This window comes from Sporosarcina psychrophila (assembly GCF_001590685.1).
GTDB lineage: Bacteria > Bacillota > Bacilli > Bacillales_A > Planococcaceae > Sporosarcina > Sporosarcina psychrophila.
Map to the genome: position 1 here is coordinate 3,749,166 of NZ_CP014616.1, position 26,670 is coordinate 3,775,835.

A 26,670-nucleotide genomic window follows, 5' to 3' on the forward strand; every position below is an offset into this window, starting at 1 on the left:
AGGATGAACTCGATTTTACGATGACGAAGTAGTTTGTTATTTTAGAGTTTCATAGAAAACAAGGGGGAAACAAATATGGTAATTACAAGAGAAACGTTAGAACAATATGTTTCTATACTAGGTGATTGGATACCGAAAGACGCCGCAATCGCGATTGCCATGGGCGACCGCTACATTTATTATGTGGAAGGCATTCAGGATATCCAACTAATAGAAGGGCAACCTGTTGTACCCGGCAGCATTGCGGATAAAGTAATTAATAAACGACTCAAAGTTGATAAAGTTATGGATAACACATTGTTCGGGTCCCCGTATTATGGAATCGGTTATCCGATTGACCTCCAAGGCGAGCCCGCTGCACTACTCGTCATTTTGCCTTCAAACTATCATATACTGAAACAAGAACCCTTTCGTTTCCTCACGGGCAAACAGGAAGAAGAATGGTGTCCAATTCCAATTGAAGAGATCGCATATATAGAAAGCTTGCAAAAGAAAACTTGGTTTTATGTTGCAAGTGAACAATTCTGTATCAGCTACACGCTGAAAGATTTACAATTACGACTGCCAAAGACGTTTCTACGTATCCATCGGTCTTACATTGTTAACATCCCATCTATCCAGCGCATTTCCAGGGACATTACTTCTAATCTAGTACTTACATTGAGAGATGGGACAGAGTTGCCTGTTGGTCAGACGTATATGGCTGATGTTAGGAAAGCGCTTGGATTTTAGGGTGATTAGGGGCGAGGTTGAGTGTTGGTCGTTTGGATATAATCGGTTGGTGAGGTTATATGATTGGTTGAATAGTGGATGTGCTCGGTGTCATTGGTATATGATCGCTTTGACTGTGGATATGCTCGGTGTCATTGGGATATGATCGGTTGGCGGGGGTATATGATCGCTTAGACTGTGGGGATGCTCGGTTTCATTGGGATATGATTGCTTGGCAGTGGATATGCTCGGTTGGACTGCAGGTATGCTCGGTTAGCGGGGTTATATGATCGCTTTGACTGTGGATATGCTCGGTGTCATTGGGATATGTTCGCTTTGACTGTGGATATGCTCGGTGTCATTGGGATATGTTCGCTTTGACTGTGGATATGCTCGGTGTCATTGGGATATGTTCGCTTTGACTGTGGATATGCTCGGTGTCATTGGGATATGTTCGCTTTGACAGTGGGTATGCTCGGTGTCATTGGGATATGATCGCTTTGACTGTGGATATGCTCGGTGTCATTGGGATATGATCGCTTTGACTGTGGATATGCTCGGTGTCATTGGGATATGTTCGCTTTGACAGTGGATATGCTCGGTTGGCGGAGTTATATGATTGGTCTACACACTAATTTAGACACTCAAAGGAATAAAAAAGCCGCCCGGAATTTAATCTAGGGCGGCTTTCGCAATTCATTAGCATATTATTTCTTGATTAATTCCAATTCAACTGGAATTGACGCTTCCACTGTTTCACCTTTAAGTGATAGAACAGCTGCTTCTACTGCTTTTTTACCGATAAGATCCGGTTTTTGAGCGACAGTTCCAGCCAATTTGCCCGCTTCGACTGATTTTACTGCATCATCTGTTGCATCGAATCCAACAACTTTAACTTCTTTCCCTGCAGCCTCAATTGCTTCAAGAGCACCAAGTGCCATCTCGTCATTATGCGCGAACACGCCTTTAATGTCAGGGTTTGCTTGCATGATATTCTCCATAACTGTCAATCCTTCTGCACGGTTGAAATTCGCTGTTTGTTTAGCAACGATATCCAATTTACCTTTTACTATTTCATTGAAGCCCATTCCACGGTCACGTGCAGCCGAAGAACCAGCGATTCCTTCCAATTCTACAACTTTTGCTCCATCGCCAACTAACTCAGCTAAGAACTGACCAGCTAATTCTCCGCCGGCTTTATTATCTGAAGCAATATGAGAAACAACGTCTCCGCCTTCAGAGCTTCGGTCGACTGTGATAACAGGAATTCCTGCATTGTTTGCAGATTCAACCGCGGCTACAACTGCGCTAGAATCCGTCGGGTTAATCAAAATCAAGTCCACGCCTTGTTGAATTAAATCCTCTACATCACTCGCTTGTTTTGCTGCATCATCCTGTGCATCGATAACTGTTAACGTTGCATCCATTTCTTTCGCTTGCTCTTTTGCTCCTTCGCTCAATGTTACGAAGAACGGGTTATTCAACGTTGAAATGGAAAAACCAATTTTATAACTTCCTTCTCCACCTTTAGTTTCTTCATCTTTCTTGGCTCCTGGTGCCTCTGTTGAACATGCTGCAAGTACGAGCATAATTGCCATGATTAATACTAATTTCACTTTTTTCATTTCTTAACATCCCCTTAAGCTGTTTTTTTACGATCCAATAGAACCGCGACCAATATAACTGCACCCTTCACCACTTGTTGGAAGAAGGAGGATACACCGATAAGATTAAGACCATTATTCAAAACACCAATAATAAGTGCACCAATCAACGTCCCCACAATCCAACCCCGTCCACCCGTCAAACTTGTCCCCCCAAGGACAACTGCCGCAATGGCGTCAAGTTCAAACATGTTACCTGCAGTTGGTTGAGCGGAATTTAGCCTTGATGTTAAAATCAATGCAGCAAGTGCCGCTAGCATTCCCGTCAGTGCATAAACGTAAATTTTAATACGATCTACGCTGATTCCAGAAAGTCGTGAAGCTTCTTCATTGCCACCTACTGCGTATACGCGGCGACCAAATGTAGTCTTTTTCAAAATGAAATACAAAATCCCAAAAGTAATGGCCATCGTTATAACAGGGACAGGAATTCCGAAGAAGTACCCTTTCCCTAGCAACTGGAACGCTTGTGAATCACCAAGTCCTGAAATTGGTTTTCCTTCTGTGTATACAAGAGTCAATCCACGGTAAATCGTCATCGTCGCAAGTGTTGCGATGAAAGGAGCAACTTTTCCTTTGGCAATAATAACGCCGTTAATTGCACCAAGAACAGCTCCTAGAAGTAATCCGAGGAACATTGCGAGAAGCGGGTCCATACCACCAGCCATTAATCCGGCAGTCACCGCTCCCGTTAAAGCTAATATCGACCCAACAGATAAATCGATGCCGCCTGTCAAAATGACGAAGGTCATCCCAAATGCTATGAGCGCATTTATCGACACTTGTCTTAAAACATTGAGTAAGTTGTTAAGCGTAAGAAAATTCGGACTCATGATTGAAATGATAATGACAATTAATAAGAGCCCAATAAGGGGTCCGATTTTTTGCAGTACCGACTGTGTATTAGATTTGAGCAACTTTGTCACCTCCCGTAGCATAATGCATAATTCGTTCTTGCGTCATTTCAGCTTTTTGCAGTTCGGCTGTAAGAGTACCTTCATGCATGACAAGTACCCGATCTGCCATGCCAATAATTTCGGGAAGTTCCGACGAAATCATCAAAATCGCGACACCTTTTTCGGCAAGTTCATTAATGATCGAGTAAATTTCTTTTTTTGCTCCGACGTCCACACCTCGGGTCGGCTCATCTAAAATCAGCACATTCGGTTCGATACCCAGCCATTTCGCAATAACGACTTTCTGCTGGTTTCCTCCGCTAAGCGATTTGGCAGCTTGGTTGGGACCCGACGTTCGGACACCCAACCGTTTTACCATTGTTTCGTACAACACTTTCTCTTCATTCGATTTGATGATGCCATTGCTTGAAACTTTATTGAAATTCGTTAAGCTTAAATTGTCTTTTACCGAGAAATCTACGATAAGGCCTTCCGACTTCCGGTCTTCCGTAACATAGCCGAAACCTAGTTTTTTCGCTTGTAGTGGACTGCTGATTTTCACAGGTTTTCCATTAAGAGAAATCGTTCCCTTTTGCAGTTTTTTATAACCGAATAAGGATTGAGCAACTTCGGTTCTTCCCGCTCCCATCAAACCTGCAATACCGAGAACTTCACCTTTACGCAACTCAAACGATATATCTTCGAAATGCCCGTTGCGTGTTAAACCACTTACGGTCAATTTCACATCCCCAATTATAGCGTTACGCTCTGGGAATCGTTCACCCAGTTCGCGTCCGACCATCATCTGAACAATTTCATCAAATGACGTTTCTTTAATCTCTTTGACGCCAACATAATTGCCATCACGTAAAATGGTAATTCGGTCACATAATGCAAAAATCTCTTCCATCCGGTGTGATATGTAAACAAACGATACACCGTTCGTTTGAAGGGCTCTGATTGTTTCAAACAACGATACGATTTCTCGCTCAGTTAGTGCAGCTGTCGGCTCGTCCATAACGATCACTTCTGCATTCGATGACATCGCTTTGGCAATCTCAATGATTTGCTGTTTACCTACCGAAAGTTCCCGGGCAACTGTTTTTACGTCGACATCCAGTCCGAGTTCTCCCAAAATCACCTTTGCTTTCTTATTCATTTCTTTGGTTTTTAAAATACCACTTTTACCAAACGTCTTTTCATTCCCCAAAAACAAATTTTCAGCGACCGTCAAATCTGGCAATATATTTAGTTCCTGATGTATAACTGCAATTCCAGCATGTTCTGCTTCTTTCGGGTTTTTGAAATCGACTAGCTTGCCCCTCACTTTGACTTCACCTGTATCACGTGCATAAATACCGGTTAGTATTTTCATTAGCGTTGATTTCCCCGCACCATTCTCACCCATTAAGGCATGAATCTCTCCCTTTTTCACGGAGAATTCCACATTAGTAAGAACGGAGTTCCCATCAAAAGACTTTGAAATCCCAGTCATTTCAATCATACTTCTTCACCCACTTTCATTTAGCAGTCTTTGACGGTGACAGTCACCCAGATCTCCGAGCTCTCTTAAAATATGACGCCCGACTGCAGAACAATATTTGCAAAAGGCGTTGCTTCACCGGTGCGAATGATTACTTTTGACTTGTGCGTCAATTGCTTCAAATCTTCATGTGCCAGCTTTGTTATACTTGGTAATTTAGTGCAAAGGATTTCATACACTTCAGTATTACGACTCTCTATTTCACTCGCAATAAATGCATGTTCTACTTCCAAATCTTCCAAAACCACGCCTACTATTTCAATAAAAGAAGGTTTTCCAATCGTATATGAAAGATCGATACAATGGACACCATCTGGTATAGGCAATCCGCAATCCGCTATTGTCACTTGATCGGTATGACCAAGCTTTGCAAAAACGGCTGCCAGTTCACGATTCAATATGCCATGTTTTTTCATCGCCAATCACTCCCGAGTCGCAGTTCTACGTCAGCGCGCGCCGGCATACCACCTTGTGCACCAAATTTCTCGACGGATAAAGATGCGGCAGCGTTTGCAAACGTAACCGCTTCAGTCAATTCAAATCCTTCGACAATCGCATACGCAAATGCACCGTTGAACGTGTCACCTGCTCCTGTCGTATCGACAACGTCTGTCTTAAAACCTTCAATGATGACATGCTTTTCACCATCATAATAACGAGCTCCTGCACTGCCGAGTGTAACAATTAATTGATTTGGATAACTTTCCAACGCAGCCTCCATATCCGGCCCAAAAATTTGTTCACATTCTGTCTCATTCGGTGTTAGGTACGTAAGATATGACATAAATTCATTTTGGAAACCTCCAGCAGGTGCCGGATTCAATAACACAGGAACATTCAGATCAGCGCAGTTTTTCAACGTATGTATAATTGTCGGTATCGGTATTTCAAGTTGCAGTAAAACAAGTTTACTTGCTCGAATCGTTTCTTTCATTTCATCAATGCATGCAGGCGTCAGTTCATAATTCGCACCTGGTACGACGATGATTCGGTTATCTCCATCCGACAACAATATATTGGCAATGCCAGTAGCTACCCCCGTACTCTCCGTTACTCCGGAAACGTCTACTGAGTTGCCCTTCAAGTTTTCCAGTAATTCCTCACCAAAACCATCATTACCAACATTTGCCACCATATGGACATTCCCGCCAAGACGGGCTGCAGCCACTGCTTGATTGGCTCCTTTGCCTCCTGGCACCGTGGTGAATAATTGACCTAAAACTGTTTCGCCTTGTTTTGGGAAAACATCCGTTTGCACAACTAAATCCATATTGACGCTACCGACAACCGTAATCATCATTGTTCACTCCTCGTTGTCCCTCGAATAATCAGTTTAACCGGAACTTGAATTTCTTTTTCTTCGAGCTCTATTTCTTCAATTAACTTAATTAGCATTCGTGTAACGAGTGCCCCTAGCTTATATATATCTTGCGCTACTGTTGTTAGCCCAGGTGATAACATACCGCCAAGTGCTATACCGTCAAACCCGACAATTTGCAACTCATCAGGTACGATAATTCCTAGTGAATGTGCTGCTTTCAACACACCTGCCGCCGAGACATCGCTACTTGCAAAAACCCCATCAATTCCTTTGTGCTCTGACAGAAATTTTCTAGCTATCTCTTCTGATTGCTCAAAATGAAATGGACACTCGATAATATGCGTCACTATTTCCTTACCTTCTACAGCCTCTAAAAAACCGTCTAATCGGTCATCCGCCGGTCCAAGTCCTGTCGGTCCACGCATGCAGACGATATGTTGACAACCTTGTTCAATTAAATGGGCAGTTCCTAACCGTGCACCTTCTTTGTTGTTCGATGAAACTGTCGGTATCGAAGCATCTATCGTACGATCCAGTGCAACCACTGGTATATCCAAATTTTGATAATGACTCGCTTGCAACTGATTCGTTGTGACGATGAAACCCGCTACATATTTTTGCCTTAATGTCTCAATATAGTGGATTTCTTTTTCTGCTTTTTCATCCGAATTGCACAACACGACCGTATAGTCATAAGTTAGTGCAACATCTTCCACTGCACGAGCAAGCTCTGGGAAAAACGGATTCATAATATCCGGTACAATTAAGCCAATAAGTTTCGTTTGCTTCGTACTTAATGATCGCGCAACAAGGTTCGGTTTATAATCCAATTCTTTGATTGCCCGTCCAATAACCTCTTTTGCTTCTTTACTAACATATCCTTTTTGGTTTATAAAGCGTGAAACAGTCGCTACTGAAACACCGGACTCTTTCGCTACATCCCGAATATTGGCCAACTATTTCACCCTTTTCTATTATGTGTGTAACCGGTTACACACATAATACCAATCTATTGATTTGTTTGTCAACAACAGTTTCATTCCATTCATTCACAATACGAAAACAGCCACAAAAGTAAGTTTCACTTTTGTGGCTGTTTTTATGTCATTTACTTTTTCTTTATTGCCTTTATAAACTGCTCTGTTCCTTTCATCGATTCATCATACAAATCTTGAGAGAGTTTCTTCGTACTTTCAACCGTTGCAGGCCAGTTTTCTTTCATGTCGTTGAATGCATCCAGGAATAATGTTTGTTGTTTGTTGATGTCTCCGATTGGAAATGCATACTTTTCCAGGTCAGCAAGTTTCATGAAATCATTCACTTTATGATGATAAGAAATTGCCATGACAGGTGTTTCAGTACATGTTGCCAAAATCAAGGAATGGAGTCTCGTCCCAATAATAATGTCTTGCTGTGCTGTCACATCAAGGATCATAGTTGGTAGTAGATTATCATCGATGATTGTCGTCTTATCTTTATGTGTCATTTTCTTCTGAATATCTTTTGTAACATCTGCATCTTGTGGGAATTTTGTCGCGAAAAATGTCAGCTCAACATTGTCTAGTTCAGCTAGATTGTCCAGATTCTTTGCCATGCCTTCTATATAATCGTTATAGATGGCAGGATTACCTTCAGGCCAATAGCCTGCATTGTAATAAGGAACAGCTGTGATACCGATTTTCGTCGGAACTGTCGATTTCTCAACACCCGTTTGACGCAAGGAAAACGCTGGATCGCCGATAGTCAGAACGTGTTCTTTCACGCCGATTGACTTCAACAGTTCAACAGATTCGGGATCGCGTACCGAGATACTTTCTGCATGTTTAGCCATATAGCGAATGAACCATTTTCCTATACCGCTGCTTAGCGGACCCGCGCCGCATCCGTAAACAACATAAGGCGTCTTCGAATTTTTAGCCATCATTGCATATGACCCAAATAATGGCGCTTCCCTTTTATATAAATCCATTAAGATTCCGCCGCCACCAATAATCAGCAAATCAAACGTCTTTACGATTCTCTTATTATTTTGGTACGTTTTAAAAAATGTCTTTACTGCGTTGCCATTTTTATAATACAGTGGAAAACTAGTCACTCCATACCGTTCTGCTGTTTGTTTAGGATTATTACTAAATACCGTTAAATCATTACTGTCTATCTTGAACGTTGACGTCACTTGTTTAATAATGCTGAATAAGATCGCTTCGTCCCCGTTATTATCGTTGCCATAATTGCCTACAATACCTATTTTCATTAGCCGACTTCCTCTACTACATGATGAATTTAGTATAACATAGCTGTGCTACTCGATGAAAATGGAACCCTTTAGCCTGAAGTTGCACTTGTACATTTCCGGCTCGCTTTGGACGATGAAAGAATAGCAACCTTTCTATAGAGGTTACACGTGCCCGAAGATGAAATTTCGGGCACGTCACCGCTTTTAATAAAGCAAAGATCATACAAGTAACAGTGTGACGCTAGATAGAAAGTGACACTGCCTTTCATTCGAAAAGGAAACGCTATTAAAAAGGAGTAAGCAGCCAAAATTGCATCTTTGGCTGCTCCTTTATAAATAGGTGAGTGGTTATTCACTCGTTCCCAAAGTTTTTAGCACTTCGTGTACCTGTAACTTTGGAGAGCAACGGACGAACGGTCACCATACGATTAACGAAAAAGCTGCGTAGGATGCGACTTTGTCGCACCCTACGCAGCAAGAAATTCCGATAATTCTATAGTAGTCGTTCAGTCCAAAGTGATCCAAAAGCACCTGTTCATAGGGTGTCTAGTGTCTTGCGCTTTTCGGGGCTAAAACGGCGCCTTCCGCTTTTCTTATTTATTAATACTGCGGTATAGGAATGCGCTGAATTGCGCACGGTTCACAGGTTTATTCGGCTCGAAATTGCCTTTTTCATTCCCTGTTGTAATCCCACTGTTTGCTAGAATATGAACTTGTTTATACGCCCAGTGACTTGTAGGGACGTCTTTGAATTTCTTAGACGATTCGCCTGACAGTTTGTACGCTTTCACAAGGATTGCTGCCATTTGAGCACGTGTCAACTGGCCAGCCGGGTCGAATGTTCCGTCCCCTTTACCGCCTACTAGATTCGCACTTGCAATAGCATTAATTTCATTGTAATAACGGTGTTTTTTAGGTACGTCTTTAAACTGTTGTGTACTTGCAACAGATGCATCTAAGTTGAACACACGACTTAAAATGACTGCCGCATGTTCTCGCGACAATGTATTTCCTGGGTTAAACTTACCATCCAAATCTCCTTGTATATAACCAAGGTCTTTTAGAAAACTTATTTCTGTATAGTATGCGTAAGTGGAAGGTATATCAGAAAACGCTGGTGTGTCATCAGACAAAACGATAGGAATGCTTGTCGTTTTCGATCCGAGTGTCACATTTACTGACCCCTTGCCTGCTTTATTAACAGCTTTAAAGGCCCCAGCCGGTGTAATCGTTCCGATATCACCTGTAACGCTCCACTTCACTTGTTCTGGAGAAAAAATGATTGGCTTTCCTAGTGCATCCGTTGCATTTGCTTTATAGGTCACGCTTGCACCTGGTTTCACTTTCGTTGTAGAAGGTACAATTGTTAACTTAGCCGGTGCATCGACAACTGATACAGGGAATGACTGCTTCGCATTTCCATATTGCACGGAAACTCGATCTTCCCCAGCTTTTACGGCACTGTACGTTAGTCCCGAACCAGCAACGCTACCTTTTTCTGCTGTCACTTGAATCTGACTGTTGTCCACTTTTAATGGATTGTAATAAGCATCCAGTAAGTAATTCACTGTCAAGGATGTTTTTGAACCGACAAGCATCGTACCAACTTGATTGCGCGAAACGCTAAGTTGTGCAGGTTCGCTTACAGGTGCTGTACTGATTGCTTCCATGATTGCGGACACCTGGCGTTCCGAAGAATCTGACGTCCGGTTTGCCAGCACGACCGTATTACTGCCATGATTCCGTACACCCATCGCTGTAGAACCGCCACCATCGAAATTGAGTGCCCGATCATAGCCTTGTGCTGCTAAATAATTTGCGAATTGTGTAAGCGACATCCCGTTGCTATAGCCTCTTACGTTGTCTACTGTTACAAGATGCACTTGTTTCTTATCTTTACTAATTGCAATTGCTGTACGCGCGGTAAGTGCAGTAGCTCGTGAATTAGATGTATTCATCGTAATATTCACCTTGCCATCTTTCAATAGCATCGGACCGCTCGCCAACATGAACTCAGAATCCATCCATTTATCATCGATAGTCAATGCAAGGGATACATCTTCACCCACTTGCATATTTTTGAATTTCTCAAGACCTTTTGCGCCATGGACAGAAAGAACGAATCCTGTTTTAGGTATTTCTACTTTCTCTTTCGATCCATAACCGCGTACTTTCACAACTTTGCCCGTCAGTTTCTGGCCGTATTGTGTATTTGTAATTGGCTGTCCTGTGTCGATAACTATTTCAATTCCGTACTGATTGGAATTCGTATGTGTCTCAATATTCTGTGGTGTGAAAATGATTGTTTCATCATCTTGACGCTGACGATTTATCCCCGTCAATAGATGGTTTGTTCCTTTGTAATCCATACGAACACTAAAATTAAATTGATCGATTTCAGAAAGTCCATCTTTCGTCACACCAAATGCAATCGGTTGACTTACATAATTACTTGTCGAATCGGAGATCACGCCGCCATTAACAATCTCGTTCCCTTGTGAAATCAAATACATCGGCAAGCCGTTTTTCATGTCGAAAAATGAAGCATTAATCGCCCCAACGACACGGTTCCCATCTTTTGAATCGCGATTTGCGAGCACTGTTGTTGCTTGTCTCTTCGCAATCGGTGAAGGAAGTCCAACTTGTAATTTTGTATATGGATCTCCTAAATTGACAGATAGATGATTTATGTATTTTGAAGCTGATTGCGTATATTGAGAATAAGTTACACCCGATGATACCGGATAACTCTTCACCGCATTCTGATTGGCCGAGGCACTTGCTGGTACAGTCCAAAGAAGCGTGGCTGCTACCGCTGTCATTGCGACTTGTTTACTGAAACGTTTCATTGAAGCTACTTTACTAGTGATAAAACGACACTCTCCCTTCCTATGAATATACAGCTTACCAAAGGATTCGATATATTACCATAATCCATAAGAAGGAAATTAAGAGAAATGCAGTCTAAGTTCGCTACATCGTGTCGCAATGACTGCATGACCTACATCCTGTAGACCCAAGCGGAAGGCGCCATCTATATTTTCGGCACTACTTATATAGAATTAACTAGGTGGTATCCCTCACCCGTATAACGAACAACTCTAGCGAAGGAGCGACACTAATGAAAGGCAGCCAAATATCGCCGTGTCCTGCGGCAATGGCTGCACACCCGCATCCTGCAGGCGCCGGAGCAATAAGACCAAGGAGGGATGCAGTTCAATCCCTCCCTAGGGATCTTCTGACGGGCTTATTGCGTAAGGCCATCACCTAGCGACAAAGCGGTGTTGGAAGAACAGTCTATTTGTTAAGTGCCGACTACGTAGACACAAAAAAAGCCGTCCGAGGCAGATTACTCTTCCCCGAACCGCTCTATTATAAGTCTTTAATTTTAAACTTCACATATTGACTTGTATAAGATGCGAACACTCCAAAGATGATGAAATAGAACATCGTATAGAATTTCAATTCCCAAATATTATAGTAGAATCCTGAGAATCCGGTCGCAAACCAGAAGGCAATCATGAACTTGCCGAATACTGTTTTACGTTCTTTCCAGAACAGCGCAAACATTCCTAGAAGAAACGCTGAGAATAGGGCAACACCTGCAACACCAGTTTCAGCAATTACTTGAATGTACTGATTATCCGAGTAGAAATACTTTCCGCCGTAGATGTCTGAACGAATTCCATAAAACTTATAGATTGGCGATCCGTATGACAATGTCGCAGACCCGCCGAATGAACCGAATCCTGCTCCTGCAACCGGATAGTCTTTAAATACTTCAAACCCTTTATTAATATAGAAGAAACGACCACTTTCCGTCATGAGCGCCAAGTTTTTTTGATCGAACGTCTCTCCAAATCGTTCTGCGATGCTTCCTGGACTGGTGTCTGGTGCAGCAACAAGACCAAGCTCTTTGAAGTACTGTACACCGAGATTGACTGGTATATAAACAAGGATGATGGAGGCCACTCCCGCAATCACAAGTCGTTTCATAAGATGCCAGTTTTTCGACATGATAATGAAAATCACACCGAGGATAAATGCTGAAATCCAAGTTCCCCTTGAATAGGTGAGGATGAATACACCAAGGAACAAGACAAGATTAATCGTTAAGAACCATTTATATTTCTCGGTTTTGTAGATTGATTGAAGGAACAGCACAGCAATAATTCCGAATAGCAGCAATAACGCCAGTGAATTCGGATTTCCTGGTAATCCATAGATTCTTACCAAGTTTGTCGCCGATAACGTTTTATATTTCCATACATCTGGCAATAGGAACTGCCTCATAGATAGCTTTTCGATTATGCCATGAACTGACACGATAAGGCTTGTCCATACGGTTACCCATGCAAGCCGTTGGAACCATCCTTCCGGTAACAGCATCCGTGAAACAGTATAGTAAAGCAAATACATAATAATAAATGTCCGTAGTTGAAAAATGACCGCAGAAGGTAAAACGCCTTGGACCAGTCCACTGATAGCCCCGAACAATAGGAAAGCAAAAAATGCCCATTCAAACCATTTGAACGAAAACAGAGACTTCCAATTCTTTCTACCCGCAATGAGTACTTTTGCAAATGCGATGAACGTAATGAGATCCCCGATTAGTTTGAGGCCCGGATTCACTTCGACAAGAAATGGACGGATACTCACATAGACTACGAGGAAAAGCAGGCTTTGTTGTGGTCTGAAAAATGCGAATAACGCAAAGAACAGGGAAGATAGAACAAGTGCAATCGACGATGGGAGCATCAATGCTACGCCGATGACCGCCAATGCTGCAATGAAATACATTGTTTCTTTATCTTTTAAATTTTCTTTTATAGTTGTCATGAAATATTTTCCCTTTCTACGACTAAATCGTCTCATAATAATGAACAAAGTCCTCCGTAATTATAGCATCTTATAGGACGTTGTGGCTTATTCTTTAGTTTCATATTTATTACAAATTCTACTTGTGCAAATTGAACCTTATTATTCTAGCAAACTTCTGATACTATTAAGTAAGATTATAGAAGGAGGTTTACGAGTGAAAAAATTAATTACTTTCACTTTACTCACACTACTCATGTTCTCCCCTGTCTTTCAGATACAAGCACAGGCGAGTGACATTAAAGGTCATCAGATGGAAAGCGACTTGAATTATTGGATTGGAAAAAACGTCATTCGTGCAGACGCAAAAGGAAATTACAATCCCAATAGAGCCGTTACTAGAGGCGAATTTGCTTCGTACATTGCACGTGCTCTTAAATTACCTGTTTCCACAAAGTACACATTCAAAGACTTAAAGGCAAACATGGGTCTAACAATTGAGATTCAAAATGCAGCCGGCGCAGGAATCCTTTCGGGTTATCCCGATGGTACATTCAAAGCCAGCGAAAAAATTACCCGTCAACAAATGGCAGGTATGATGTATAAAGCGATGCGTTATATGGACCTTCCTGCACAAAAGACAGCTTTGAAATTTAAAGATTCAAAAAAGATTTCAGCTAACTTTGTTGACGCCGTCTCAACTGCCGTAAACTTGAACATTATTCGAGGGGATCACCGGAAAGATGGTGTTTATTTCAACCCTAAAGATAACGCAACGATTGCACACGCTTCAGCATTCCTATTCAGATTATTCGCTGCCGCGGAAGTGTTAAAACCGACAGAACCTAGTGAGCCGAGTCCAAGCGAACCGGGTAAACCCGAAGTTCCTTCTGTACCCGACGTTGATCCTGAAGTATACAAAGTAAGTACAATTTCAGGCGGAAAACTCCTTCCCACAACGGCACTCTATAAAACTTATGAAGATGCATTGGCTGCTTACAATGCATCTTCATCTGTTAAGGCCATTGGAAAAAACAATAGGATTATTAAAATAAAGTCTGGACGAGCTTTTGGTTCAGAAAACCCTAAACAATATACCTCTCTCTACAGCGATTCCACTTTACGGACTGAAGTAACATATATTCAAAAAGGTTATGAAATGAACTATATCGGAAGTAGTGAGAATCATGTTATTTTGGAAGTTGGTGGGTTAACTTTCTACGCGAAACCTAACGAAGTCGATCTTGTTCCAACAGAACTTGTCACGGGCAACAGCTTTTATGAAGTAGGCACAGATGGTGTCTTATATCATGATACGTATAACAACTTGACTAAAACACGTGGGGTTTATTCTATCGGTCCTGCAGCTTCATCCATGAAAAACGGGAAAAGGTATACAAGTCTTGATGGCGTTCATTTTGATGAAGTAGGTACGAAAAACACAATTACACATTACCCATACTTCCAATTCCAATCAGTCCGTCAAACCTCTTCATACAGCGGTGCAGAACTTGATTACTTCATCACTGAGATTTTGAAAGACCGTCAGAAAACCGGTCTCGCTCGTTACAAAGATGCTCCGACAAAATCAAAGTTAATTGGTCTTGGTAATTATTTAAAAACAATTGAAGAAACACATCGTGTCAACGCATTGTTCATTCTTGCAACAGCCATCCACGAAAGTGATTACGGAATAAGCGGAAATTCACTAACGAAAAATAATATTTTCGGTATTAAAGTGTTTGATTCTAGTCCGGAATCAGGTGGAACATACAAACATCCCAACAATAGTGTCGATGCATTTATTAACGAATACATGAACAAAAATTACGCTAACCCGCTAGGCGGATATTCGTATGGAGCAGTTCCAGGCAATAAAGTAGTTGGCTTTAATGTCAGGTACGCTTCTGATCCAAACTGGGGAAGTAAAATCGCCGGTCATATGTGGAGAATCGATACATTCCTCGGCAAGAAGGATTACAAACAAGCGGATCTCGGCCGCATCATTTATACCGGTCCCGTAGGTGTCAATGTACGGACAAGCCCTGATCCGCTAAGTGCTAAACTATTCTCTTACAAACAGAAAGACCCCGGCGCCAATGCCGCATTCGGCTATCCAGTAGTTATTGTCGATGAAACAGTCGGTAGCGACGGTTTCAAATGGTATAAGGTAATTGCAGATAGCAATCCTCCTGCAGACTACGGCTGGATTCGTTCAGACCTTATAGAACGAATTACGGAGTAAAATAGGTAAATCCTGTCCACTGGTGTTTAAGTGGACAGGATTTTTTTTACGCAATTAGCCTCCCCTAGTTAATGTGACATTGGTCATAACTTGATTAAAAAATTTTCTGAGCACCACTTGTAACTGTAATGGTTAATGACTAAACTCGCATGGCTTCACTCGTAACTGTGATGGCTTATGTCTAAACTCTCATGGCTCCGCCAAGCTCTAATGGCAATTCGTCAAACTGTCATGGCTCAACTCGTAACTGTGATGGCTTACGACTAAACTCTCATGGCTTCGCCGAACTCTAATGACAATTCATCAAACTGTCATGGCTTCACTCGTAACTGTGATGGCTTATGACTAAACTCTCATGGCTTCACCCGTAACTGTGATGGCTAAATATATAATCAAGATAACAATCCCCTTTCCCCCATCAAAAAATCCCCCGCACTGAATGATTCCAGTGCGGAGGATTTCACATTTCAATCACTTTACCTCAAAGTGCGTCCGTATGTTCACTACCTGCCGGAAGAATATCCGACATGTTGATACGCTCAAGGCCTTTTTTAATCTTCGTCGTATAACCTAACTTGTTTTCGTTCAAATAACCCGCTTTGGAACGTATCATTTCTTCAAAGATAGGCAACTTCGATTCATCGATCGCCGACCACAATTCATAAGAATTGATCAAATCTTCCAAAGTTAAATGAACATAATCGCGTCCAGAGAATTCACGTTCCGGCGAAATTTTATACCAAATGTCACCGTCAGGACGGATCCACTTATTCTTTTCCTTTACGATCGCTGTCTGGATACTCGTTGCAGTAGCTAAATATGCAGGATCGTTTAACTCTTGATAAGCCAATAAAAGAATGTTCATTCCACCAAGCGCATGGTTCATGGACGTATGTGTCTTCACTTTTTGCGCCCCAGGGAAGTAATCAGAAATATAGTAGGACTCGTTGTCCACTTTGATGATATTCCCTTTTTCCTTTTGCGATACAAGCAAATTGGCATAGTTTTTCAGACCGACATTATAGTCCTTATGTTCAAACGCTTTGCCGCCATTATACATGAATAATGCAATTTGTTCGTTGAATCGAGTATCGACGAACGGAGCCGTTATACCGTACAAGCTTTTCAGATACGTGCTTGTTACTTCTGTCTCCCAATACGTCGATTTCCCTCTGAATACATCCAAATTAGCAAATGAATTATAGAGAAGGTTTTCATAATACCGTGCACCAGTTTCGGAGTAAAGGGCCATAACTCGGTCCTCTTTCACAAGAAGTAGATTACGACCATACCCTCTACCCGACTTCGGCATTGGTTCAACCGTTACCGCCATCTTATTGTATGGACCTTCGGCTGTGTACCATTTATTTCGTTTTTTATAATTAACTGCTGACTCAAGCATCCAAGCGTCCATTTGCTTCCGATCCTCAAACAATCGTTCTTCAGAAGCTAGGAGCCATTGGTCAACAACATCAAAACCTCTTGACTGTAATCTGTAAACGGAAAGTTGCGTTTCTCCAAGCATAACGCCGCTAAACGCTTCGCTTTCCTGATGTAATTCCCTCGTATGGCTTTCTGCGCCTGTAGGGTATTTCTGGTTCAGTTCAGTTGACTGGTATGACTTCCCAATCATCCGCTGAGATACTTTACCGTCTGTTTGTATTTTTTCGAAAATACCTGTGGGGTACGTCATCAAGTCATAGCCAAATGTCTCATCCACACTTTTCTTGATTGGGAATCGACTATACTCGTGAAGCACGGCTTTCGATAATCCTTCTTCCGTCTGGATAACATCAACAGTTACTGGTATGTTTTGAGGATTTCTCAGTTCGTTGAATAAAAAATAATCGCCGTTAGGCAGTTCCCTTTTCGTCATTTTCACCGTGACGGACGGAAAGCCGCTTATGCGGTATGTGTAAATAATATCTGTAGCATGTGCATGTTTGACGGTTTTCTCTCCCGCAAACTGCATGATATAGTTCGAACGCAAATAGGTTTTGGCAGTAGTCGAAAGTGGTACTTCGACAAATTGTTGCTCATGTCGGACGGTATCAAACGTACCGTACGTATTTGGCTCCGTGAATTCTGTTGCAGGCAATTTCTCTATTAGCTTATTTTGCAGCATCGCCCTGTGTAGAAATACGACATATGTCGCGCGGTTGACAGCTGTTTTCGGATCGAATGTACCGTCTTCCTTACCAGTTGTGATACCGTGTTGCGCAAGTACTTTTACACCTAATTTATGAGATTCACTGATTTTGTTCTCGTCCTTGAACGTGATTTCTTCTCCTGTATCTTGCAACTTGAAAGCCCGAACGATGACAGTCGCCATCTGTTCACGTGTCAAAGAGTCACCAACGCCGAACGTCCCGTCTTCTTTCCCTAAGAAAATACCGGCTTCATATGTAGCCATGGCACCTTTCAAATGGGACGACTTTGCACTGACATCTTTAAAAATCGGCTTGTAGGATGAAAATGGCAACTCGAGTGCGTTCGTTATCAAGTTTGCTGCTTGTGCCCGTGATACCTCTAAACTTGGTCTGAACTGCTTGTCCGGATAACCGTTAATAATTTTTAAGTCGACAAGTTGTGTTACTTCATCTTTTGCCCAGAAATCATTATGTACGTCCGTAAAGCTTGGACTAATTGGATTCGCGCTAGCATTCAATATACCAAAGCCAAACAGTGAAAGAACTACGACAATAAGTCCGACTTTCATTGGACCTTTCATTTTTTTCTTGTGTAACATTTACAAATATCCTCCCTCTCCTTACTTAATCTGTACAGTCATCCATCTATAATACCATATATGGGCATAGAAAAACCTCCCATTTACCAGGAGGCTGATTCGTTACTCTATTGTCTTTTGTGCAAACGTTTCGCCATTTTTACGTGCTTGAACATCAATTTTATAATCCGAATATTCTACTTTCAATTTTTCAGCAAACTTTTCGACAAGTTCTTTTGCTTTCTCTTCTTTCATATCAGCAGCAACATCAAAATCGAGTAGAACGAAGCCACCGCTATCTTCTGTCACGATAATACCGACCGAAGAAACGCCTTCTTCTTTACCAAACTCTTCTTTTAAGTCATCGTCCGATTTTGCCGTTTCTGATTTATCGACAGCTCCTTGTTCCTTAAGGTCTTTTTCAACTGCCTCACTTTTCTTCTCTTCATCAGTTTTCGGCTCATCTTTCTTATCCGACTCCCCGCATGCACCAAGCAAAAGAGCTGATCCTAACAATGCTGCAAACAATAATGATTTTTTCATATTAGGTTCTCCTCCTTCATCTAAAGTATATATTATCCTAACATTTGAACTACCCCCACCTTCACTACGTTTAGAGGTGGGGGATTCCTAAGAATACCGGCGTATCCGCCAATTATGGATTAGGCTAGCTCCACAGTTCCTGCGGTTAGAAGTCTTATGGCTTCTTTTTCAAGATTGATACTTGCGTTATAGTCTCGGTCGTGACACGAGTTACATGCCGGACACACCCATTCACGTAATGCAAGAACCTTAACGTCTTTATGGCGATAGCCACAACTTGAACAGAGTTGGCTAGAGGGGAAAATTTTTGCGACAGCGATGACTGTCTTCCCGTACCACTTCGCCTTGTATTCAAGCATTGTGCGGAACTGTGACCAACTCACTTCACTGATTGCTTTGGCTAAGTTGTGGTTTTTCAGCATGTTTGATACCTGCAAATCCTCAATTCCGATGACATCGTGGTTTTTGATGATTTCGGTGGAGACTTTATGCAAGTAATCATTTCTTTTATTTGCAATTTCTTCATGAATACAAGCGACTATTCTTCGTTGTTTCTGATAGTTCTTCGCCTCATGCAGGGGTTTCTGTTGATAAATCGCATGTTCTTTTCTTCTTGAAAGAATCCGTTGTGCTTTGGCTAATTTCTTTTCCAATGCGCGAAAGAATTTTGGATTTTCATAGACGGTCTCATCTGAATTTATAGCGAAATCCTTTAGACCAACATCAATACCGACAGAAGTATTGGTTTTAGGTAGCTCACAAACCTCTGTTTCGACAAGAATGGAGACAAAATAGTTCCCGCTCGGATTCCGTCTGATTGTCGCATTCATTATACGCCCTGAGATTTCACGGCTTTTTGCGAGTTTAACAAACCCCAACTTGGGCAATTTGATGGCATTGCCAATAACTGCAATATTACCGTTTGTCTGTTTTGTTGTGTAGGATTGGACGTTATTTCTTTTCGATTTAAAACGGGGTGGTTTGGTTTGCTTCTTAAAGAAACGGTCAAACGAGTCTGCAAGGTTGCGGACAGCTGATTGAAGGGCGATGCTGTCCACTTCTTTTAACCAAGATAATTCCTTTTTCAATAAGGGAAGGCCAGCTGAACAAGTGCCATATGTTAGCCCTTTACCTGTTTCTTTATAGGTGTCATTCCATTTATACAAAAAGTGATTAAAGACAAATCGGCTACATCCGATTGTTTTAGCAATGAGGACTTGTTGGTCTTGGTTTGGATAGATACGGAACTTATAGGCTTTGTTGGTCATCACAGACTTTCACCTCATTTCAAAAGGGTTTTGAGTTAATTATAGAATACACGTTCTGTTAAAGCTAGTATTTTGGGCTGCTGCCCAACCGAAATTCTTCTCCCACTTATCACTTGGCCACGCCCTTTTCGTGATTGAAGTGGGCGTCTTCTTTCGGTAAATAGATAAAAAGTATAAGCGACAAGGCACACACTACTTGGTGTCGCTTATTGGTTGACTGCTATTCAGTAAAAAAAAGGGCCCCATTGCTGTCATTCGACTGCTGGGACCCTGTTTCATTATGCTTTTCTATTCAACCATTTATATTTAATTGCCATCAGATAAATAACGAATGCAAATGCAAATGTGATAGCAACAAAGACAAATCCTTGTGAGTTCAATACAAGCATCGGAGCAAATGTCACGAGCATAATTTCAACCGGCGCAATTGGTATATAGGCCAAGCTGTAATCATCCAGCGTCTTGCTTTCCGATTTTGGATCTACGATTCTAAGTAGCGCCATACCCATAGCGACCGTTCCTGTTGTCCAGCCCCATGTGAATATCCCCTTTTCAAACCAGTATTCCGGGAAAAACTTCTTCGAAAATACTGCGAAGAATAAAAATGCATACACAAGACCAAACACAAATAACAAAATTAACGGAACAGCATAATCAAGTACGACTGAAATACTAATTGAACCAATTCCGAATGCAACGAGAATATCCGTTGCACTTCCACTAATTCTTGACACAACATCCTTACTGACATATTTATCCGTATCCGTCGAATTCAATATCTTCTTCACGAACAATCCAACAAGAAATGCCAGTGAAAATGCCGGTATAACAACGCTTGGTAATAGCATTGCACCTAATTCACTTAAATAATAACCGCCCATGGCGATAATCGTAATGATAGACAGGTGAAAAACATATGGATCAATCGAAATCGACGATACCGTATCTGTTTCAGATTTCGTTCTAGATTCTGGCGGGATTAATCCCGTTCTCATCTCGTCAGGCAAATCTTTGAACGAAGCAAGGAATGATGTATGCCCCTTCGAAGACCCCCATTTAATAAAGAGAATCCCAATTAGAATCGCACTCATAATCCCTACAGTGGCAGATGTCATAGCCAAAGAAGTCGCTTCTTCCCAGCCATTTTGCTCAAATGTCGCACCAATTGCCGCTGCAGTTCCGTGTCCCCCTACAAAGCCGGCTGCAAGTAACAAACCGAAACCGTCATGTACATTCCAAAATGGATTAATCAGTAGAAGTGCGAATAACAATCCTCCACCCCACATTAATACCATTGCAAGTTGAGAGTACGACCACATGCTCCCGACTCTTGTCTTAATCGCATTCCAGTCAATCCGTGGTGATAGTAACGGCAGCGTTCCAAATATTACTGCTATTAAGATTGCCGGATAGACTTTCATTTGATCTGAAAACGGCAAAATTCCGAAACCATTCGGCCCTAACAGCAAAGCCAGAAGCCCCGCAATAATACTGGCCGGCAAAAACATTTGCTGGATGAACTTAACCTTTGCTCGAATAATCGTCCCTACAAGCAGAAGCAATGATATCAAACCGATATCCGTAAATAAAACCCATGGTGAAAAATCCATATAACTATTCTCCTAATCTATACATTATTTTTTTGCTGAATTAAATGCCCCTTTCTTAACATCTATGTAACCGATTACACGAATATAAAAAGCATATTTTTTATCAACTCATATTACAATAACATTTATTAAAGTTCTAGTAAATTTAACGGACTACTTAGAATTCCTTAATGAATTCACAATTGGAAACTAACTAAAAACTCTTTTAAATAAAGAAATATATTCATCATCATTAAATGACTTTCAAGAATATTTCCTACATAAAATATATATATATTCGTAACATTCGACAGCAATTTGTTCGTCAAAATTTTAGAGACTGCATATAAATAGAAGGAAGCTTGGAGGGATAAAAAGTGATAACGATAAGTTTGTGTATGATTGTGAAAAATGAAGAGGAAGTAATAGGTAGATGTTTAGATTCTGTTTGCGAGTTAGTGGATGAAATCAATATTGTGGATACAGGGTCTGACGACCGAACAAAAGAAATCGTAAATAAGTACACCAATCGAATTTTTGATTTTCAGTGGATTGACGATTTTTCAGCTGCACGGAATTTCTCATTCCAACAAGCAACAATGGATTATGTTCTTTGGCTCGATGCGGATGATGTATTTACAGCTGAAGATCAGGAAAAGTTCAAGTTATTGAAACAATCCTTACAACCAACGATTGATGCTGTTTCAATGAATTACCATTTAAGTTTTGATCATGAAGGCAACGTGACCTCCCTTTTGAGGAGATATCGTCTAGTAAAAAAAGTAAATGAGTTTAAATGGATAGGAGCGGTACACGAGTTTCTTTCCGTGTCAGGAAATCTATTCGATAGTGATGTAGCAGTTACCCACTCCCCTTTAAGCCATGATAGTGAACGTAATATCACGATCTATAAAAAGTTGTTAGCTTCAGGGAAAACATTGTCCCCCCGTGATACATTCTATTACGCCAATGAATTGATGGATCATAGTGATTTTGAAACAGCAGTCCTTTACTATGAGGAGTTTTTAGATTCGAAACTGGGCTGGATTGAAGACAATATTAGGGCGTGTTTCAGACTGGCTGACTGCTACCATAAATTAAATGACAAGAATAAAGAACTTAGTTCTACCTTACGAACCCTTGCCTATGACGTTCCTCGTCCCGAAGCGTGTTGCCGACTCGGGTATTACTTTATGGAACAATTTAAAAACCACGAGGCTATCCACTGGTATAGTCAAGCGTTCCTTTATGAAAATCATCAACAGATAGGCTTTCAAAACACCTCATTTTCTACTTGGCTACCCAATCTTCAATTATGTGTTCTTTACGATCGCTTAAAACAGTACGACAAAGCCTATCATCATAATGAATTAGCCCGAAAATACAAACCAAATAATGACAGTATAATGAAAAATAAAACATATTTAGATGAAGTAATTAAAAATAATCAGGAGAAAATTTAAGAGTCAATACACATAGCCAGCAGAATGAGTATTTGTGTAGCCTACAGTTGAAATTCATTCAAGAACTACTTTCAGTAGCTTCATATATCTAACTAACTAGCCGCTTCGACAACTTGTCGGAGCGGCTAGTTGGTTGGGGGCATCAGTGTCCAAGATGGCGAGCATATTCAAAACCAAAGCCCTTTCCTTAATAAACCTGGATAAATATTAAAGAAATCTCCCGCCCTCTCTGTGGCATTTCCTAATCTATTATTTTATGCACGTAGTTGATTGCCCGTCCCCCCAACTATTGCTCGAATAGGATGTTACAGAAAGGGGGTGAAAAAATGAATTATTATGATTACAATAAACGAAAATGTAATAAATGCAATAAATGCTGTAAATGTAATGAATGTTATGAATGTGTTAAACATGACAAATGCAATATCGATCCATGTTGTTGTAAAAGAGGACACAGGGGGGCTACTGGTGCGACTGGTGCAACTGGAGCTACTGGAGGAACTGGTGCGACTGGCGTGACTGGAGCTACTGGCGCTACTGGCGCTACTGGCGCTACTGGAGCTACCGGATCTACTGGTGCTACTGGAGCAGCTGGAGCTACTGGGGGAACTGGGGCAGCCGGAGCTACTGGAGCTACTGGGGCTACTGGGGCTACTGGGGCAACCGGAGCTACTGGAGCTACCGGAGCTACTGGTGCTACTGGAGCTACTGGTGCTACTGGTGCTACTGGTGCTACTGGAGCTACCGGAGCTACTGGAGGAACTGGTGCGACTGGCTCAACCGGAGCTACTGGTGTAACTGGAGCTACTGGGGCTACTGGCGTGACTGGAGCTACCGGATCTACTGGTGCGACTGGCGCTACCGGATCTACTGGTGCGACTGGAGCAGCTGGAGCTACCGGGGGAACTGGGGCAGCCGGAGCTACTGGAGCTACTGGGGCTACTGGGGCAACCGGAGCTACTGGGGCTACTGGAGCTACTGGAGCTACCGGAGCTACTGGAGCTACTGGAGCTACTGGGGCTACTGGGGCTACTGGAGCTACTGGAGCTACTGGAGCTACTGGAGCTACCGGAGCTACTGGAGCTACTGGGGCTACTGGAGCTACTGGAGCTACCGGATCTACTGGGGCTACTGGGAGCTACTGGAGCTACTGGATCTACTGGAGCTACTGGAGCTACTGGTGCTACTGGTGCTACTGGTGCTACTGGTGCTACTGGTACCGCCGGACTGATTGGACCAACCGGAGCCACTGGAGCCACTGGAGCGACTGGTGCGACTGGAGCTACTGGTGCTACTGGAGCTACTGGTGCTACTGGAGCTACTGGTGCTACTGGAGCTACCGGATCTACTGGTGCTACTGGAGCTACTGGAGCTATCGGATCTACTGGTGCGACTGGAGCTACTGGAGCTACCGGATCTACTGGTGCGACTGGAGCTACTGGAGCTACCGGATCTACTGGTGCGACTGGAGCTACTAGCGCAACTGGAGCCACTGGAGCGACTGGAGCTACCGGAGCTACTGGAGCTACTGGAGCTACCGGAGCTACTGGAGCTACTGGAGCTACTGGAGCTACTGGAGCTACTGGAGCTACTGGAACTACTGGTGCTACCGGAGCTACTGGAGCTACCGGATCTACTGGAGCAACTGGAGCCACTGGAGCTACCGGATCTACTGGAGCTACTGGTGCTACTGGAACGACTGGTGCTACTGGAGCTACTGGAGCTACTGGAGCTACCGGATCTACTGGTGCGACTGGAGCTACTGGAGCTACCGGATCTACTGGTGCGACTGGAGCTACTGGAGCTACCGGATCTACCGGATCTACTGGTGCGACTGGAGCTACTGGAGCTATCGGAGCTACTGGGGCTACTGGTACCGCCGGACTGATTGGACCAACCGGAGCTACTGGGGCTACTGGCGCAACTGGCGCTACTGGAGCGACTGGTACCGCTGGACTGATTGGACCAACCGGTGCCACTGGAGCTACTGGAGCTACCGGATCTACTGGAGCTACTGGAGCTACTGGTGCTACTGGAACTACTGGTGCAACCGGTGCGACTGGAGCTACTGGCGCTACTGGGGCTACTGGTACCGCCGGACTGATTGGACCAACCGGAGCTACTGGGGCTACTGGCGCAACTGGCGCTACTGGAGCGACTGGTACCGCCGGACTGATTGGACCAACCGGTGTCACTGGAGCTACCGGATCTACTGGATCTACTGGATCTACTGGATCTACTGGATCAACTGGAGCCACTGGAGCTACCGGATCTACTGGAGCTACTGGTGCAACTGGAACGACTGGAGCTACTGGAGCTACCGGATCTACTGGTGCGACTGGAGCTACTGGAGCTACTGGAGCTACCGGATCTACTGGTGCGACTGGAGCTACTGGAGCTACTGGAGCTACCGGATCTACTGGTGCGACTGGAGCTACTAGCGCAACTGGAGCCACTGGAACTACTGGAGCTACTGGCGCGACTGGAGCTACTGGTGCCACTGGAGCAACGGGTGCTACTGGAGCTACTGGCGCTACTGGCGCTACTGGTACCGCAGGACTGATTGGACCAACCGGTGTCACTGGAACTACTGGAGCTACTGGTACAGCCGGACTGATTGGAGCAACCGGTGTCACTGGCGCTACTGGAGCTACTGGTACAGCCGGACTGATTGGAGCAACCGGTGTCACTGGCGCTACTGGAGCTACTGGCACAGCCGGGCTTATTGGAGCAACCGGTGCGACTGGAACTACTGGAACTACTGGCGCTACTGGGGCTACTGGAGCTACCGGAACAACGGGCGCTACTGGAGCTACTGGTACCGCCGGATTGATCGGACCAACCGGTGTCACTGGCGCAACTGGAGCTACTGGCACAGCCGGGCTGATTGGAGCAACCGGCGCTACTGGAGCTACCGGTACCGTCGGACTGATTGGACCAACCGGTGTCACTGGAACTATCGGAACAACCGGTGCTACTGGGCCTACGGGAACTAATGGCATTAATGGTAACAGTACGATAATTCCATTTGCAACTGGAACCTCAACAATGGCATTGACTACGTTACTCTTGGGAGCAGTTGGTATTCCTTCTGTTATAGGATTCGGGAGTTCCATAGCAGGTCTTACAGCTCTTGGTGCTACAATAACACTCCCAATTCTAAGTAACTTTGCCTTTATGGCTCCTCGTGCAGGAACCCTCACAGCTATATCAGCATACTTTAATAGTAACGTGGCATTAAGTCTAGGGACGACAGTAGTTAGTGCAGAAGTATATCGTGCAACTGGAAATAGCAATACCTACAGCGCAACTGGCGTTAAAGTAAATCTAACATTCACCGGATTAACAGTCGGTGCTATACAAACTGGCACTGCCAGTGGTTTCTCATTTCCAGTAAGCCTTGGAGATCGTTTGCTAATGGTGTTTTCCGCAAGTGCTCCTTTAGTAGGCCTCATACAAGGTGCAGCAAGTGCAGGTCTGACAATCAACTAATAAATTAAAATGTACGGAAATACAATTCTAAATAAAGCTCATAGACACCAAATACAAAAGTTAAGCCCCTTTCATTTCACAATGAAAGGGGCTTTTTAAAAAATTATATTGTTCGAAATAGTAATTATCACGATGATCCTTATTGTGTTATAA

The 26,670-nt window shown here is 42.9% G+C and carries 17 protein-coding genes; 4 read left to right on the forward strand and 13 right to left on the reverse strand.

Features of this window, described 5'->3' with window-relative positions:
• Positions 1–75 precede the first annotated feature (75 nt).
• Positions 76–732 (forward strand): LytR/AlgR family response regulator transcription factor, encoded by a 657-nt coding sequence (locus AZE41_RS17775; RefSeq protein WP_067212257.1) that lies wholly within the window; start codon positions 76–78, stop codon positions 730–732.
• Positions 733–1,418: 686 nt separating this feature from the next.
• Here AZE41_RS17775 and rbsB read toward each other — a convergent pair.
• From rbsB to AZE41_RS17820, 9 genes are all read right to left on the reverse strand, one after another.
• The gene (gene rbsB / locus AZE41_RS17780; protein WP_067212260.1) at positions 1,419–2,336 is read right to left on the reverse strand and encodes a ribose ABC transporter substrate-binding protein RbsB; all 918 of its coding nucleotides are present in this window, start codon (positions 2,334–2,336) and stop codon (positions 1,419–1,421) included.
• 14 nt (positions 2,337–2,350) lie between these two features.
• Positions 2,351–3,292, reverse strand: coding sequence for a ribose ABC transporter permease (rbsC, locus tag AZE41_RS17785; protein WP_067212262.1), 942 nt, complete (start codon positions 3,290–3,292; stop codon positions 2,351–2,353).
• On the reverse strand, positions 3,279–4,775 hold the full coding sequence (locus tag AZE41_RS17790; protein WP_067212264.1) for a sugar ABC transporter ATP-binding protein: 1,497 nt from the start codon (positions 4,773–4,775) through the stop codon (positions 3,279–3,281). Before AZE41_RS17790 ends, rbsC begins: the two co-directional genes overlap by 14 nt.
• A 65-nt stretch (positions 4,776–4,840) precedes the next feature.
• Positions 4,841–5,230 (reverse strand): D-ribose pyranase, encoded by a 390-nt coding sequence (gene rbsD, locus AZE41_RS17795; protein WP_067212267.1) that lies wholly within the window; start codon positions 5,228–5,230, stop codon positions 4,841–4,843.
• Positions 5,227–6,111: a ribokinase gene (rbsK, locus tag AZE41_RS17800; RefSeq protein WP_067212269.1), complete on the reverse strand. Its 885-nt coding sequence runs from the start codon at positions 6,109–6,111 to the stop codon at positions 5,227–5,229. Before rbsK ends, rbsD begins: the two co-directional genes overlap by 4 nt.
• Entirely contained in the window at positions 6,111–7,091 is a 981-nt protein-coding gene (locus AZE41_RS17805) for a LacI family DNA-binding transcriptional regulator (RefSeq protein WP_067212272.1), read from the reverse strand. The genes rbsK and AZE41_RS17805 overlap by 1 nt, the downstream gene beginning before the upstream one ends.
• 152 nt (positions 7,092–7,243) lie before the next feature.
• Entirely contained in the window at positions 7,244–8,389 is a 1,146-nt protein-coding gene (locus AZE41_RS17810; protein ID WP_067212275.1) for a polysaccharide pyruvyl transferase family protein, read from the reverse strand.
• A 575-nt stretch (positions 8,390–8,964) separates the two neighbouring features.
• A complete protein-coding gene (locus AZE41_RS17815; protein ID WP_067212277.1) occupies positions 8,965–11,220 on the reverse strand; it encodes an S-layer homology domain-containing protein in 2,256 nt (751 codons plus the stop codon).
• A gap of 523 nt (positions 11,221–11,743) precedes the next feature.
• Positions 11,744–13,210, reverse strand: a complete 1,467-nt coding sequence (locus AZE41_RS17820; RefSeq protein ID WP_067212280.1) for an O-antigen ligase family protein — start codon at positions 13,208–13,210, stop codon at positions 11,744–11,746.
• A 196-nt stretch (positions 13,211–13,406) separates the two neighbouring features.
• On the opposite strand from AZE41_RS17820, the gene AZE41_RS17825 reads away from it, so the two are divergent.
• Positions 13,407–15,434: an S-layer homology domain-containing protein gene (locus AZE41_RS17825; RefSeq protein ID WP_067212282.1), complete on the forward strand. Its 2,028-nt coding sequence runs from the start codon at positions 13,407–13,409 to the stop codon at positions 15,432–15,434.
• A 481-nt stretch (positions 15,435–15,915) separates the two neighbouring features.
• Here the strand turns inward: AZE41_RS17825 and AZE41_RS17830 are convergent, their stop codons facing one another.
• The 4 genes from AZE41_RS17830 to AZE41_RS17845 all read right to left on the reverse strand — a co-directional run bounded on the left by AZE41_RS17830 (position 15,916) and on the right by AZE41_RS17845 (position 21,583).
• The gene (locus tag AZE41_RS17830; RefSeq protein WP_197485338.1) at positions 15,916–18,183 is read right to left on the reverse strand and encodes an S-layer homology domain-containing protein; all 2,268 of its coding nucleotides are present in this window, start codon (positions 18,181–18,183) and stop codon (positions 15,916–15,918) included.
• Between the two features lie 102 nt (positions 18,184–18,285).
• Positions 18,286–18,705, reverse strand: a complete 420-nt coding sequence (locus AZE41_RS17835; protein ID WP_067212285.1) for a hypothetical protein — start codon at positions 18,703–18,705, stop codon at positions 18,286–18,288.
• Positions 18,706–18,824: 119 nt separating this feature from the next.
• Complete coding sequence (gene tnpB / locus AZE41_RS17840) at positions 18,825–19,973, reverse strand: IS200/IS605 family element RNA-guided endonuclease TnpB (protein WP_197485418.1); 1,149 nt, start codon at positions 19,971–19,973, stop codon at positions 18,825–18,827.
• Between the two features lie 278 nt (positions 19,974–20,251).
• Positions 20,252–21,583, reverse strand: coding sequence for a sodium/glutamate symporter (locus AZE41_RS17845; protein WP_067212290.1), 1,332 nt, complete (start codon positions 21,581–21,583; stop codon positions 20,252–20,254).
• A 356-nt stretch (positions 21,584–21,939) separates the two neighbouring features.
• Between AZE41_RS17845 and AZE41_RS17850 the strand changes: the two genes are divergently transcribed.
• Both AZE41_RS17850 and AZE41_RS17865 read left to right on the forward strand, forming a co-directional pair.
• Positions 21,940–23,025 carry a tetratricopeptide repeat-containing glycosyltransferase family 2 protein gene (locus tag AZE41_RS17850; protein ID WP_067212293.1) on the forward strand — a complete coding sequence of 362 codons (1,086 nt, stop codon included), beginning with the start codon at positions 21,940–21,942 and terminating at the stop codon, positions 23,023–23,025.
• Between the two features lie 873 nt (positions 23,026–23,898).
• Complete coding sequence (locus tag AZE41_RS17865; protein ID WP_269465603.1) at positions 23,899–26,517, forward strand: collagen-like repeat preface domain-containing protein; 2,619 nt, start codon at positions 23,899–23,901, stop codon at positions 26,515–26,517.
• Positions 26,518–26,670 lie beyond the last annotated feature (153 nt).